Raw genomic sequence first — 14,504 nt, forward strand, 5'->3', positions numbered from 1 at the left:
CTATAATTATTAGTTTATTAATCTTCAAGAGCTATAAAATGAGGAGTTTTTGTATCATCATCTGCAAAAATGAATACAATGTATATTTTGTTATCTTTTAGAGCAAATTCAAGTGCTTTTCTTTTATTTGATGATTTAGAAGCGTAAATTATTTTTTTAGTATAAAGTGCTTCTATAAATTCTTCATCTCATTTTATTCCTGTGAATTTTGATTTTGCATCTTTGCTTTTTAAACCGTAAGTAATGCTGGTGCTATATGACTTAATGTAACCGAAATATTCATATTCATAATCTTTATGTTTCTTTTTATCTTCTGATAATTTTTTAATATCATCTATGACTGATTGTTCTAATTTTCCACTAAAAATTGTTTTGTTTTTAATTTTTTCAAGAATTGAATCATTTGTTACTTTTGTTGAGCCTTTTTTAAAACCGTCATATTCAACTGTTTTTGAATATTTAATACTATTGTCATAGTTTGAAAAAACAAATTCAATTACTGCTTTACCTTCAGCTGCATTTTCATCTGTTGTAATATTTTTTATTGTATAAAATTTAATGAATTGAGGTTTAGTTGCATCACCTTCATATATAAATCCTTTTTTAGCAAAATCAAAACTTTTATAATTTAGTTTTTTTGCTGTTAATGTTGTTTTGTCAATATCAGCTTTTATTGTAGGATTTAAAACTGTGAAATATTCTTCTACATTTGGAGCATCAAATGCTAGAGTGCCTGAAACTTTAAATTTCTTATTTTCAATAGTTATTTCAGCCTCTAATGTTTTGGTGTCTTTTTTTCATTCAACTGAATATAATTTGTCATTAACTTTATTTAATGATAGCCCAAGGTCTTCTAATATTTTTTCGCTAAATTCAGTTGTTTTATCATTATCTTTAAAGTCTTTTCAAGAACCAGTTGAGCCTTCTGCCATTACATAAAGCAATTGCTCGTTTAGATTGTCATTTGTAATTTCAGAAGCAAATTTATTTGTATTAAATGCTAGCTTATTAACTACTTTTTGAGCTTCTTGTAATTTTAAATTTGGTATCTTGGATTTTATTTCATCAAATTTTTTGGTTAAATTTTGTTTAGCTTCATCAATTTGTTCTTTGGTAGATGCATTGTTTTGTACTATATTTGTTTGGGTTTGAATTTCTTGAGATAATTCAGTTTTTAAAGCTTCTAAGTAAGTATATTTTAAATCACTTTTAATATATTCTTCAATAGCTTGCTTTGAAGCATTAAATGATTCAATAGCAATATCTCTTGGATTATTTGGTTTAGGTTTAGCTAAAATTGTTTCATAAGAAGATTTTAGCTCATTCTTAGCTGATATTAATTCTTCTTTAGTAGCGTCTGCTTTATTTTCTATAGTCTTTGCTTTTTCAATTGCTTTTTCTAAGTCTGCTTTTTGATCAGCTCTTAAGGTATCTTTTTTAGCTTCAATTTCTTTAATATAAGCACTTAAAGCGTTTTTAGCTTCTTGTAATAATTCAGCCTCTGTTTTGGGTGCAGGTTGTTTTTTTATTTCTTCAAATTTTGATTTTAAATTTGTTTTAGCCTTAACTAAATCTTCTTTTGAAGCAGATTTGTTATTCAAAATTTCTTTAGCTTTTTGGATTTCTGTTTTTAGTGCATCTTTTTGATCTTGTCTAAGGTCAGATGCACTTAATTTTTGTTCGAATTCACTAATAGTTTTTTCTAATTCGTTTTTTTCTGTATTCGAACAAGAAATTGCTGCTAATGATACAGGAACCATTGCAGTCATTGCTCCCAATGTTGTTAAAATTTTTAAAGATTTTTTCATTTATTTTCTCCATTTTTTTATCATATCTAATCTATATTTTAACAAAAAACGTAACTAAATATTTTAAGAGTTAATATAAACCTTAGATATAATCTAAGAAAGCTCAAAAAAAACTCACCAATTGATTAAAAAGTGAGTTTTGTAATAAATTAATTTACTTTTTTTGTTCAGCAATTTTTTTCTTAAGAATTAATTCTTCAATGACATCATGTTTTTTTTGAATGTCTTGTTTAAAATTAATTTCTAAATTAATTGGCTTAGTATCAATATGACTAACAATAAGTGATAATAAATTATCTTTAAATTCCACTATTCCTTGGTCAATATAAAAGATTTTATTATCCTTTCCTTGTTCAGTTTTAATAATTATTTGAGAAGGTACTAAAGCTGCTATAAATGGTAAAGCGCCGTTCATTAGTCCTATTTGTCCTTCAGTTGTAGAAAATGTAGCGATCGAAGCTTTAGATTCGAAATAAATCCCTTTGGGTGTTGTTATAACAACATCGATAACTTTATTTGCCATATTTATTCATCAAATTTGTAGCCTAAAGTTTTGGCTTTTTGAATAACTTCTTCAATGGTGCCAACATATAAAAAGGCTTCTTCTGGTAAATCATCATATTTTCCACTTAAAATTTCTTTAAATGATCTTATTGTGTCTTTTAAATTTATGTATTTACCTTGAATTCCACTAAATTTTTCAGCAACAAAAAATGGTTGAGATAGAAAACTTCTAATTCTTCTGGCTCTAGCAACAACTTTTTTATCTTCTTCAGATAATTCATGCATTCCTAGAATTGCAATAATATCTTGAAGTTCTTTAAATCTTTGTAAAATATTTTGAACTTCGCGGGCAGTGTTGTAATGTTCTAAACCTATTATGTTAGGGTCCATCATTCTCGAATTTGAACCAAGTGGGTCAATAGCAGGATATATACCCAAGGCAGCTATATCACGATCTAAAACGGTTTTAGCATCTAAGTGAGTAAATGTAGTTGCAGGCGCAGGGTCAGTTAAGTCATCAGCGGGAACATAAACTGCTTGCACTGATGTAATAGATCCTTTATTGGTTGAAGTAATTCTTTCTTGCAATTGCCCCATTTCAACTGCTAATGTTGGTTGATAACCAACAGCTGATGGCATACGTCCCAATAAGGCAGAAACTTCTGAACCCGCTTGAGTAAACCTAAAAATATTGTCGATAAATAATAAAACATCTTGCCCCAATGAATCTCTAAAGTACTCAGCCATTGTTAGAGCAGTAAATGGTGCTCTCATTCTAGCACCGGGCGGTTCATTCATTTGTCCGAACACCAAAGCAGTTTTATCTAAAACACCACTAGCTTTCATTTCATGATACAAATCATTACCTTCACGAGTTCTTTCACCCACTCCAGCAAACACAGATAAACCGCCATGTTGTTTTGCAATATTATTAATTAATTCTTGAATTAAAACAGTTTTACCAACTCCAGCACCACCAAATAATCCAATTTTTCCACCTTTTATATAAGGTATTAATAAGTCAATAACCTTAATTCCAGTTTCAAATATTTCTAAAGTTGATTTTTGTTCTTCGAAACTAGGGGCAGGACGGTGAATTGGTAAACGATTATTAAATTCTCCACCCATTAAATCAATTGGTTCACCTAAAACATTAAACATTCTAGATAAAATTTCTTTACCAACTGGTGCTGTAATTGGTTTTTGAAGGTCTAAAACTTTCATACCTCTTTTTAGACCAATAGTTAAACTCATAGCTATAGTTCTAACAGTGTCATTTCCAATATGTTGTGCTACTTCCAAGTATTGCTGATTCTTAGGATTTTGTTCATCAATAACAAACAAGGCATTAAGCATTTTAGGCGCTTTACCTTCTTCAAATCTAACGTCGATAACTGCACCTAAAATCTGAGTTATTACACCATAGTTTTTTTGTTCTTCATTTTTTTTAGTTTTTGGCATATATATCCTTTCCTAAGAATCTGAACCATTTACAATTTCTGTAAGTTCTTGGGTTATTTTTGATTGTCTTGAACTGTTATAGCTTATTTTTAGATCATTAATTAAATCTTCAGCATTGTTTGAAGCTTGTTCCATTGCTGTTCTTCTTTGACTAGTTTCTGCTAGTTTAGCATTAGTTAAAGCATTAAAGATAGAAGCTTCAAAAAATATCTTAAATGAGTTTTGTAGGATTATTTCTGGGTTAGGTTCAAATATTGTTTCTTTTTTAATATATTCATTTTCTTTATTATCGAATTTTTGGATAGTTTCTGAAGAAATTGGAAAAATTTCTTTGACTATAGGATCTGCTTTTAAGGGATTTTCATAATATGTATAAATTAGTTTTACAGACTTTAAAAGTGATATTTCTAAAACATCATAAATCTTATTTGAAACCACTTGAGCAACATCAATAGTTGGATTATCTCCAATTTGTGTTAATGTTTGAATAATATGATATTTTTTGTTTTTCTCAATTAAGCTCAGTAACTTTGAACCAATGACAATTAAAATGTCATCGCCACTAACTACTTCACATATTTTTTTATACATTTCAGAATTAAAAGAACCGCAAAGACCTAGATCGCTACCAAAAACAATATATAAGTTTCTTTTAGCAGCAAAAGTTCAGGCGTGTTTATTTAATAATTTATCTATATCTTGATCAGTATTTTTTATTAAATTAATAAAAATTTTTTCAATATTTTCATAATATGACTTAACTTTATTTGTTTTGTTTCTTATTTTAGAAAATTTTGCTGTTGCAACCAATTCCATTGCCTTGGTGATTTTTTTTGTAGAATTAACTGAATTAATTCTTTGTTTTATTTTTTGGAGGTTTTCCATGCTAATTCCGGAACAGGTTGATATAGGTCTTTATTATATAAAGGAATTGTTTTAATAAATAATTCATTAAATTGCAAAATTTTGTTGTAAATATCTTCAATTAATTTATCAGTTCAATCAGAAGCTTCATTTAATTTTCTTAGCACTTTAGATGCTGAAACATTAACTGAAAAATAAGTTAATAATTCTTGGCGATATTTAATTATTCTATCTTTAGGAATTACATTAATTAAACGATATTTAGCACAAAACAGTAAAATAATTTGTTCTGAAGGAGAATATGGTGAATATTGTGATTGTTTTAAAAGCTCATATACTTTTGAACCGTGTTCTAGAATTGTTCTTGTATTTTGGTCCAAATCTGAGCCAAATTGGGCAAAAGCTTGCATTTCGTTGTATTGTGCTAGTTCAAGTTTTAAACTTGATACAACTTTTTTAGTTAATTTTGTTTGCGCAGCTGAACCAACACGACTAACTGAATAACCAACATCGATTGCGGGTCTTTGGCCTGAATTAAATAACGATTCTTTGGTAAATATTTGACCATCGGTAATTGAAATAACATTTGTAGGAATATAAGCTGAAATATCTTCTGCTTGAGTTTCAATAATTGGTAAGGCTGTAATTGAACCACCACCATGATTTTGGTCTAATCTTGCTGATCTTTCTAGTAATTGTGAATGTAAGTAAAATACATCTCCTGGATATGCTTCACGGCCTGGAGGTCTTCTTAATAATAAAGAAAGAGTACGATAAGCCACAGCATGCTTAGATAAGTCATCATAGACTATTAAAACATCTTTTCCTTTAGACATTCATTCTTCTGCTATTGTAATGCCTGTATATGGAGCAATATATTGTAATGGAGCACTTTCAGAAGCTGAGGCTGAAACTATAGTTGTATATTTTAAAGCATTATGTTTTTGTAATTGGTCAACAATTTGACTGATTGTTGAATTTTTTTGACCTATAGCAACATATATACAATACACATTTTTGTTTTTTTGATTCAAAATCGCATCTATTGCTATTGCTGTTTTTCCAGTTTGTCTATCACCAATAATCAATTCACGTTGACCACGACCAATTGGAATTAAGGCATCAATTGCTAAAATTCCAGTATGTAAAGGTTCCGATACTTGTTTTCTTGTCATAACTCCAGGAGCTATTTTGAAAATTGGGCTATCAATTTCGCCCTCTATTTTACCCTTGCCATCAATTGGTTGAGCTAAAGCATTAACTACACGGCCTAAAAGACTGTCACCAGCTTTTACTGATATTACCTTGTGTGTTCTTTTAACATGGGAATTTTCGACAATATTTCTATCATCACCCATAACAACAATTCCGACTAGTTCTTCTTCTAAATTTAGTGCCATACCAACAATGCCACAGTCAAATAAAACTAATTCGCCATATTCAACGCTGTTAAGCCCACTAACCATTGCAATACCATCACCAACAGTAATAACTCGCCCAACTTCTTCATAACTAATAGCTTCATTAAAATCTTTAATTTGGTTTTTAATAATAGCTGATAGATCACTAGGTTTAATTGCCATTAGAGCTCCTTTCTATATTGTTCTTTTGATTTTTTCTAATCTACCTAAAACGGTATTATCAATTAAATATTCATCAACTTTTATTTTGATACCTCCTATTAAAGAAGGGTCAATTTCATTGACTAAAATTATTTTAGAATTTAAGTCCTTAGAAATTTTTAGTTCCAATTTCTTCATTTCTTCAGTCGAAATCTTTTTTGAACTAAAAACTTTTCCATATCTTATTTTTAATTTTTCATTAGATAACTCTATAAATCTATGAAAAATTGAACCTAAATATTTAACAACGTGTTTTTTAGTTGCTAATTTTATTGTATTTAAAATATAAGGATGAAATAATCCAAAAGCCTCATCAATCATCGAGTATTTTTTTTCATCTGACATATCATAAGAATTTAAAATCATTAAATACTCTTTGTTTTGTTTTAAAACCTGAATTATTTTTTCGCAGTCATCAGTAATTTTTTCTAGATCTTCAGAATTTCTAACTAAATCAAATAGAGCAAAAGATCAATTGTTAATTGTTTGTTTTAAATCAAACATGACTATTTATCCAATACTTCTTTAATCATTTTAATGTTGTCAGCATCCTTAATTTCACGACCAATGATTTTTTTAGCTAATTCAACTGCATTATCCATAATAATTTTTTTCTGTTGTTTGCTAAATTCTTCATGCTTTTTGTTAATTAAAACTTCTGCTTGATCTAGCATTATTTCTGTTTTTTTCTTTGCTAATGCCGAACCACTATTAATAATTCTTTCACTTTCAACTTTAGCGTTATTTATAATCATAGTTGCCTGGTTTGTGGCTTCAATAATTTTTTTATCATGTTCTTCTTGAACTCTTAAAGCATCGTCTTTTGCTTTAATTGAAGCATCAATATTTTCTTGAATTAATTGTTGACGCTTTTTAATCATCTTTTTAATGGGTTTGTAAACTAAAAAAGTAATAATAACAGTAACCAACATTAAAACAATTAATGAAAATACAAATAATGGTCAATTAAATGACAAGCCTGAGAAAGTTTTTTGAATTTCATCAGATACACTACCGCTTTTTAATTTAATAAAAGTATTTTGGTACATAATTTACTAAACAAAAATTAATAGTAGTGCAATAATTAAACAATAAATTGAAGCCGATTCAACTATTGCTAAACCAAATATTAATAATGTACGAACTTTAGATAAAGCTTCAGGATTTCTTCCTACAGCTTCACAAGCCTTAGCCACAGCTATACCTTGTCCTAAAGAAACTACACCAGAACCACAAATAGCTAGACCAGCTCCTAGCATTGTTAAACCATAAGCAAATGGGTAATTTACACTTGAAGAACTACCTGCATTATTAGGGTTAAATTTTTGAACAATTTCGTTCAATTTATCTAATTTATCAATCATAATTTTCTCCTACAAAAATTTTTTATATATAGTAATTTATTTTATTTTAAACAGTATTGCTTTCAAGACTGAGTTGTTTGTTTTCAACAACTTTTTTCTTTCAAGCTCGAATTTTTTTCTTGTGTTTTTCTTTAATATCAACCTCTGCTGCCTGGGACCAGTATGATACCGTTAATAACACAAATACAAATGCCTGAATTGCAACACCAAATATGTCAAAATATAAGTTAAATGCTGGCAACAATAACACTCCTAGTGGATTAAATGTTGATGCTGCTGAACTAGGATCAATTCCAATAATTTTAGATCAAATATTATTTAAAAATAATGTTGTTAATGAAACTAAAACTACTCCTCCCATAATATTTCCATATAAACGAAATGTCATTGATATAAGGGGTGAATAATTGGAAGCAAATTCTAATGGATTTATTAATTTAAGTATATATTTAATTTTGTTATATGCTATTCCAACTCCGGCTGTACCTAATCATGTAACTACTGTTGCAGCTAAAATTGCCGATAAACTTGTTCCAATAGGAGCAAGCCCTATTAAAGATAAAATATTGCCAAAGAAAATAAAAACAAATAATGATATTAAATATGGATTTGCTTTATCAAATTTTGATTCATGTTTCTCACTAAAAAATTCATCACTACCTGCAACTACAACTTCAACTAAAACAATAGCAGTATTTGGAGCCACATTCGCTTTTTGTCTTTTTACACCAATGTAAATCAAAATTGATAATGCAAGTGTAATAAAAACTAACACAATCATTGAAAAAATTTGGTTTGAATTAATTTCAGAATCACCAAATCAATTAAGTCTCAGTAATTTGTCCATTATTCTCCTTTCTTTGTCTTATTTTTGAATTTATCCAATTCGCAATTGCTCATATAATTACATAAACAGAAAGTAATACATATGGTGTTGTCATTGTAATAACATTAAATGGAAAAAAAGCTTTTGATTGTTTTCAACCTAATGAATCATTGAAATAAACATTTAGTCAAATAAATAATGCAAAAAGCGAAATATTAAGAATAAATAAAACAAAAAATATTAATATTCCAATTACTTTTTTAGATTTTGTTTTATTTTTTTCCTTAGCAATATCAGCAATTAACTTTTCAATTAATTTCAATGATCCTAAGAATAATAAAAAACTAACTATGCCAACCATAAATCCAAATAACAAAGAATAATTAAAAGGAGTTAAAGCAATAAATATCAGAAATATTGCTACATTTAAAGTGGCATAAGTTATTCAAAATTTTTTTTCATTTATATTTTTCATGCTCAAATGGTTACTAAATAAAATAACCTATTTAATATTATATATCTTTTAATAAAGATACTATTTTAGAAATTCATAAATATGTTGCTGTACAAAATTCTAAACTACTTTATTTTCAAAAAAATTAGCACTCTTTTAGTCTAAGTGCTAATAAAGTGATATAATTAGTTCATTCAAGGAGGATAATTATGCATGCATCATGAACACCAGCTGAAGATGATCAAAAAGATCCATTACTAAAATATGGTAGAGATTTGACAGAATTAGCTAGCAAAGGAAAATTAGAACCGGTAATTAATCGAGATGAAGAAATTCGTTCTTTAGTGCGAATTTTATCTCGTAAAACTAAGAATAATCCAGTCTTAGTAGGAGAACCAGGTGTAGGTAAAACAGCTATTGTTGAAGGACTGGCAAGAAAAATAATTGAAAATCAAGTTCCTGAAAATTTAAAATCTAAAAAAATTTATGAACTAGATTTATCTGCAATTGTTGCAGGAAGTAGCTATCGTGGGCAATTTGAAGAAAGAATGAAATCTATTCTTAAAAGAATTCAAGACTCTGATGGAGAAATTATCTTATTTATAGATGAAATTCATATGCTAATAGGAGCAGGAGTTTCTGGTGACAGCAATATGGATGCTGCTAATATGCTAAAGCCTATGATGGCTAGAGGTCAGTTACATTTAATCGGTGCTACAACATTAAATGAATATCGGAAATATATTGAAAAAGATTCTGCTTTAGAAAGAAGAATGCAAAAAATCTATATTGCAGAACCTTCGATAAATGACACAATAACCATTCTAAGAGGAATTAAAGACAGATTCGAAACTTTCCATGAAGTTAAAATTGAAGATGAAGCTATTGTGGCTGCTGCTAATCTTTCAACTAGATATATTCCTGATCGATTTTTACCTGATAAGGCAATTGATTTAATTGATGAAGCAGCTTCTAATATTAAAACTGAAATGAATTACATTCCAGCACCTATTGAAAAACTAAATTATGAAATTGCGAATTTAGAAATTGAAAAAGTTGCCTTAGAAGATATTAATCAAAAAAATACAACAAAAAATGCGAATCGAATTAAGGAAATTAATGAAAGACTTAGTGAACTAAAAACTAAGCAACAAACACTTCAAAAACAATGAAATGATGAAAAAGAATTAATTGCAAAATTGTCATCATTAAAAGATAGTATTGAAGAAAATAAACGACAATTATCAGTTTTACAATCTGAAGGAAATTATGTTTTAGCTTCAAAAATTATGTATGGATTAATTCCTGAACTAGAGCAAACTAAAAAAGAACTTGAAGATAAATTAAAGAAATTAGATAACCGTTTAATTAAAGAAACTATTGATAGTGAAGAAGTGGCTCAAATAGTAAGTAAATGAACAGGAATTCCTGTGACAAAACTTTTAGAAAATCAAAGAAATAAACTGCTAAATTTAAGCAAGAATTTACAAAAGCGTGTTAGAGGACAAAATCATGCGATTTCTTTAATTTCTGAAGCAATAAAAAGAGCAAAAGCAAACATTAATGATCCAAATAGACCAATTGGTTCGTTTCTGTTTTTAGGACCTACAGGAGTTGGTAAAACTGAACTAGCTAGAGCGCTAGCTGCCAATCTTTTTGATGATGAAAATCATATAATTAGACTCGATATGTCTGAGTATATGGAAAAACATAGTGTTTCAAAATTAATTGGTTCGCCTCCAGGATATATTGGTTACGATGATAATGGTGGGCAATTAACTGAAAAAGTTAGACAAAAGCCTTATTCTATTGTTTTATTTGACGAAATTGAAAAAGCTCATATAGATGTTTTAAATGTTTTATTACAAATTATGGACAATGGAACTCTAAGTGATAGCAAAGGAAGAAAAATTAATTTTAAAAACACAATAATAATAATGACTTCAAATATAGGTTCAGAGGAAATGATGAAAAAAGAATTATCAAATGAAGAAATTAAAACAATTCTTCTAAAACGTCTTAAACCAGAATTTGTAAACCGAATAGACGAAATCATACCTTTTAGTCCCTTGGATATGTTAACAATTGAACAAATTGCCGCCATAGAAATTGAAAAACTAAATCAAAGATTGATTTTAAATCACAATCTAGAATTAATTACAAACCTAGGTGTATATAAATATATAGCTCGAAAATCATATGATGAAAGCTTTGGAGCTAGAGTTATAAAAAGATTTATTCAAAATAATATTGAAAATAGAATTGCTGATTTAATTATTAAAAATGAAACTAAAAATTATTCTTCAATACATGTAAATGTCGAAAAAGATGAACTAAGTATTGAACTTAAATAATTAAAGAAAAAAGACAAGTCACACAAGCTTGTCTTTTTTATATGGTACATCCTGTGGGGCTCGAACCCACGACCCAGGGATTAAGAGTCCCTTGCTCTACCTGCTGAGCTAAGGATGCTCATTTTAAGCACATATAATTATAAACCAATTTTTTAGGCTATTATTTTATTTTTAGAATTTAATTGCGGTGTATTAGATTAAATATAAATTGTTCTAGTATAATTAATAACTATGTTAATAATATGGAGGTTTTTAGATGTTAGATGTATGTGGAATAAGCAAAATTTTTCCCGATAAAAAACTTTTTAGTAATGTAAACTTGAAATTTTTACCAGGTAATGTTTATGGTATTATAGGGGCTAATGGTGTTGGTAAATCAACTTTTTTAAAAATTCTAAGTGGAGAGATTGAAGCTTCAGAAGGACAAATAGTTAAAGAAAAAAATGCCAGAATGAGTGTTTTAAGCCAAAATCATGATGAATACAATGATTTTAATGTTACTGATGTTGTTATTATGGGTAACAAAGAACTATATAAAATTAATTTAGAAAAAAATAAGATTTATGAAAATCCTGAAGCTACAATGGAAGATTACGAAAAAGCTAGTGTTTTAGAACAACAATATGGTGAAATGGGTGGATGAAATGCCGAAAACGATGCCCAAACTCTTTTATCAAATTTAGGCATTGAATCAAGTAAATGAAATCTAAAAATGTCAGAACTTAAAGCTAATGAAAAAGTTAAAGTTTTGTTAGCTAAGGCTTTGTTTGGCAACCCTGATATTTTAATAATGGATGAACCAACAAACAGACTTGATTTAAAAACTATTAAATGGCTAGAAAATTTCTTAATGGATTATTCTAATATAGTTATTGTAGTAAGTCATGATAGTGATTTTTTAGATGCCATTTGCACTCATATTGTTGATATTGATTTTTCTGAAGCAAAACTATTTGTAGGTAATTATTCTTTTTGAAAACAAACAAGTCAATTGCTAATTGAGATGCAACAAAAATCAAATCTAAAAAAAGAAGAACAAGCACAAAAATTAAAAGAATTTATAGCTCGATTTTCTGCCAACGCATCTAAGTCAAGACAGGCTACAAGTAGAAAAAAATTACTTGAAAAGATTGTTATTGATGAAATCAAACCATCTTCAAGAAAATATCCATATATTAAATTTGATCTAAACCGTGCACCAGGAAAACAAATATTAAATGTTAAGAATTTAACTTATGTTAATGATGCTGGAGATACATTATTTGAAAATGTAAGTTTTAGTTTAAAAGCCGGAGATAAAATGGTTGTTGTTGGAAATGATGACATTGCCAAAACAAGACTTTTGGAAATTTTAATGCTAAAAAGAAAACCTACTTCAGGAACTATTGAATGAGGCTCAACAATTAAACCTAATTATTTTCCATCAAATAATTCGGAGTATTTTGAAGAATCAGAATCGATTATTGATTGATTAAGCAAATGACCACTAAATAATACAACACAAGAAACTAAAGATAATAGTGATGCAAGAATGAGAGCATTTTTAGGTAGAATGTTATTTTCTAATGACAGTGTATTTAAAAATGTTAAAGTAACTAGTGGTGGAGAAAAAGTTAGATTAATGATGTCTAAATTAATGCTAGAAGAAAGTAACTTTTTAATTTTTGACCAGCCTTTAGACCATTTAGATTCAGAATCAATTGATAGCTTAATTGAAGGTGTTAAATCATATAAGAGCTCATGTATATTTACAACTTACAACCGTGCTATGATTAAAGAATGCGCTAATGTATTATTAGAAATCAAACCAAAAGAAAGTTATTTATTTTATGGCACTCTAGAAGAATATGAAGAAGCAATGGGATATTAATTAATTTATAGAACTTTTAGTTAAGTTCTATTTTTATTTTAAAAAATAACCCTTTAGGTTTAAAGAGTTATATTTTGGTTTAATTGCTTCAGTTTATTTCAATGTAATCATATTTTTTTTCTTTTGATTTTTTAGATAATACTTTAAAAGTAATAACATCGTTTAAAACATATTTTGAATTTTTACGTAAGGGGTGTTCTAGTTTTTGTTCTAGTCATTCGGACAAACTTAAATTCTTTTCTTTATCAGATAAGCTAAAGTTTTCTAAATGATCTTCTAGTTCTAATTGTTTTCACAATGCTTTCATTAGAACTGTACCTTTAGCTTCAGATCTTTCTAAACTAATTTCATAAATTTGTTCATCATCGTCATATTCATCGTATATTTCACCAACAACTTCTTCTAAAATATCTTCTATAGTGATAATTCCTATGGCTTTATCATCATTATTATTTTCTGTAACAAATGCCATTTGAGCTCGAGCTTGACGCATTTTTTCAAGAGCAACAGATAATAGTGAGTTAGCCGAAATATTAGGAACAGTTTTAATGTAATTCATAATATTGCCACGTTTTAAAAAGAATATATCTTTTAGTAATAATATACCCACTAAATCGCCATCTTTTTCAACAGGTATTCTTGAATAATTAGTTGCTTTAAACATGTCAAGTGCGTCTTGCATTGTTGACTTATAATTTATATAATCTACATTTTTAAGCTTAATAAAGTGTTGTGAAACTTTAGTTGAATCAAGGTCTAAAACATTTTGAGCCATTATTGATTCATTAGTTTCCAAAACACCTTCATCTTGAGCTATGTTTAGTAAACTTTTAACGTCTTCTTCAGTGTTGGTTATATATATTTTTTTACCAATTTTAGAAATTGGATATGTAATTGGAATAAATATTCAATATAACATTTCAATAAATCAATAAAAACTTCTAACAGTTTTTTCAGGTCTGGCTTTAGCAGCTATTTTTGGTATTATTTCAGCAAAGAAAACGATAATAGGTGTCATCACTAGTGTAGAAATAATTGATGAAATTCCTGCTCTTTCAGCGCCTAAAGCAGTAGTTAATAAATAAACCAACAAGGTGGAAGCGGCAATATTAACTAAATTATTTGCAATTAAAATTGTTCCTAGCGTACGGTTAAAAAATTGATGTTGTTTCAGTATTGCTTTTGCACCACGTACTTTTTTATCAACTAAGGTTTCAATTTTTGCCTTAGATAAAGTAGTATATGCTGTTTCACAAGCAGAAAATATACCTGAGCAAACAAGCAAAAATAATAACAATATAGAATAAATTATACTTTGTCAAACTTTTGGGTCATGTATACTGAGCGATTCGTCCATTTTTAAAAATTCTCTCCATT

At 28.1% G+C, this 14,504-nt stretch carries 13 protein-coding genes and 1 tRNA gene; 2 read left to right on the forward strand and 12 right to left on the reverse strand.

The window, feature by feature from the left end:
• Positions 1-17: 17 nt before the first annotated feature.
• The 10 genes from JXZ91_RS00365 to JXZ91_RS00410 form a co-directional block, all read right to left on the reverse strand.
• A complete protein-coding gene (locus tag JXZ91_RS00365; protein WP_205851035.1) occupies positions 18-1,808 on the reverse strand; it encodes a coiled-coil domain-containing protein in 1,791 nt (596 codons plus the stop codon).
• 154 nt (positions 1,809-1,962) lie between these two features.
• On the reverse strand, positions 1,963-2,331 hold the full coding sequence (locus JXZ91_RS00370) for a F0F1 ATP synthase subunit epsilon (RefSeq protein WP_205851036.1): 369 nt from the start codon (positions 2,329-2,331) through the stop codon (positions 1,963-1,965).
• Positions 2,332-2,333: 2 nt separating this feature from the next.
• A complete protein-coding gene (gene atpD, locus JXZ91_RS00375) occupies positions 2,334-3,773 on the reverse strand; it encodes a F0F1 ATP synthase subunit beta (RefSeq protein WP_205851037.1) in 1,440 nt (479 codons plus the stop codon).
• A gap of 12 nt (positions 3,774-3,785) precedes the next feature.
• The gene (gene atpG, locus JXZ91_RS00380) at positions 3,786-4,658 is read right to left on the reverse strand and encodes an ATP synthase F1 subunit gamma (protein WP_205851038.1); all 873 of its coding nucleotides are present in this window, start codon (positions 4,656-4,658) and stop codon (positions 3,786-3,788) included.
• Entirely contained in the window at positions 4,637-6,220 is a 1,584-nt protein-coding gene (atpA, locus tag JXZ91_RS00385) for a F0F1 ATP synthase subunit alpha (RefSeq protein ID WP_205851039.1), read from the reverse strand. Before atpA ends, atpG begins: the two co-directional genes overlap by 22 nt.
• 12 nt (positions 6,221-6,232) lie before the next feature.
• Positions 6,233-6,763 (reverse strand): F0F1 ATP synthase subunit delta, encoded by a 531-nt coding sequence (locus tag JXZ91_RS00390; RefSeq protein ID WP_205851040.1) that lies wholly within the window; start codon positions 6,761-6,763, stop codon positions 6,233-6,235.
• A 2-nt stretch (positions 6,764-6,765) separates the two neighbouring features.
• Positions 6,766-7,308, reverse strand: coding sequence for a F0F1 ATP synthase subunit B (locus JXZ91_RS00395; protein ID WP_205851041.1), 543 nt, complete (start codon positions 7,306-7,308; stop codon positions 6,766-6,768).
• A 6-nt stretch (positions 7,309-7,314) separates the two neighbouring features.
• Entirely contained in the window at positions 7,315-7,623 is a 309-nt protein-coding gene (atpE, locus tag JXZ91_RS00400; RefSeq protein ID WP_205851042.1) for an ATP synthase F0 subunit C, read from the reverse strand.
• Between the two features lie 46 nt (positions 7,624-7,669).
• Entirely contained in the window at positions 7,670-8,470 is an 801-nt protein-coding gene (locus JXZ91_RS00405; protein WP_205851043.1) for a F0F1 ATP synthase subunit A, read from the reverse strand.
• Entirely contained in the window at positions 8,448-8,924 is a 477-nt protein-coding gene (locus tag JXZ91_RS00410; RefSeq protein WP_205851044.1) for a hypothetical protein, read from the reverse strand. The genes JXZ91_RS00405 and JXZ91_RS00410 overlap by 23 nt, the downstream gene beginning before the upstream one ends.
• A gap of 188 nt (positions 8,925-9,112) precedes the next feature.
• On the opposite strand from JXZ91_RS00410, the gene JXZ91_RS03540 reads away from it, so the two are divergent.
• The gene (locus JXZ91_RS03540) at positions 9,113-11,257 is read left to right on the forward strand and encodes an ATP-dependent Clp protease ATP-binding subunit (protein ID WP_205851045.1); all 2,145 of its coding nucleotides are present in this window, start codon (positions 9,113-9,115) and stop codon (positions 11,255-11,257) included.
• Between the two features lie 42 nt (positions 11,258-11,299).
• On the opposite strand, the gene JXZ91_RS00420 is transcribed toward JXZ91_RS03540, so the two are convergent.
• Positions 11,300-11,375: transfer RNA gene (locus tag JXZ91_RS00420), tRNA-Lys, on the reverse strand.
• A 138-nt stretch (positions 11,376-11,513) separates the two neighbouring features.
• Here JXZ91_RS00420 and JXZ91_RS00425 point away from each other — a divergent pair.
• A complete protein-coding gene (locus JXZ91_RS00425) occupies positions 11,514-13,127 on the forward strand; it encodes an ABC-F family ATP-binding cassette domain-containing protein (RefSeq protein ID WP_205851046.1) in 1,614 nt (537 codons plus the stop codon).
• 79 nt (positions 13,128-13,206) lie between these two features.
• Here the strand turns inward: JXZ91_RS00425 and JXZ91_RS03545 are convergent, their stop codons facing one another.
• Positions 13,207-14,484, reverse strand: coding sequence for a hemolysin family protein (locus tag JXZ91_RS03545; RefSeq protein WP_205851047.1), 1,278 nt, complete (start codon positions 14,482-14,484; stop codon positions 13,207-13,209).
• Positions 14,485-14,504 lie beyond the last annotated feature (20 nt).

Source organism: Mycoplasma enhydrae, from assembly GCF_017116825.1.
In the GTDB taxonomy this organism is placed as follows: Bacteria; Bacillota_I; Bacilli_A; order Mycoplasmatales; family Metamycoplasmataceae; genus Metamycoplasma; species Metamycoplasma enhydrae.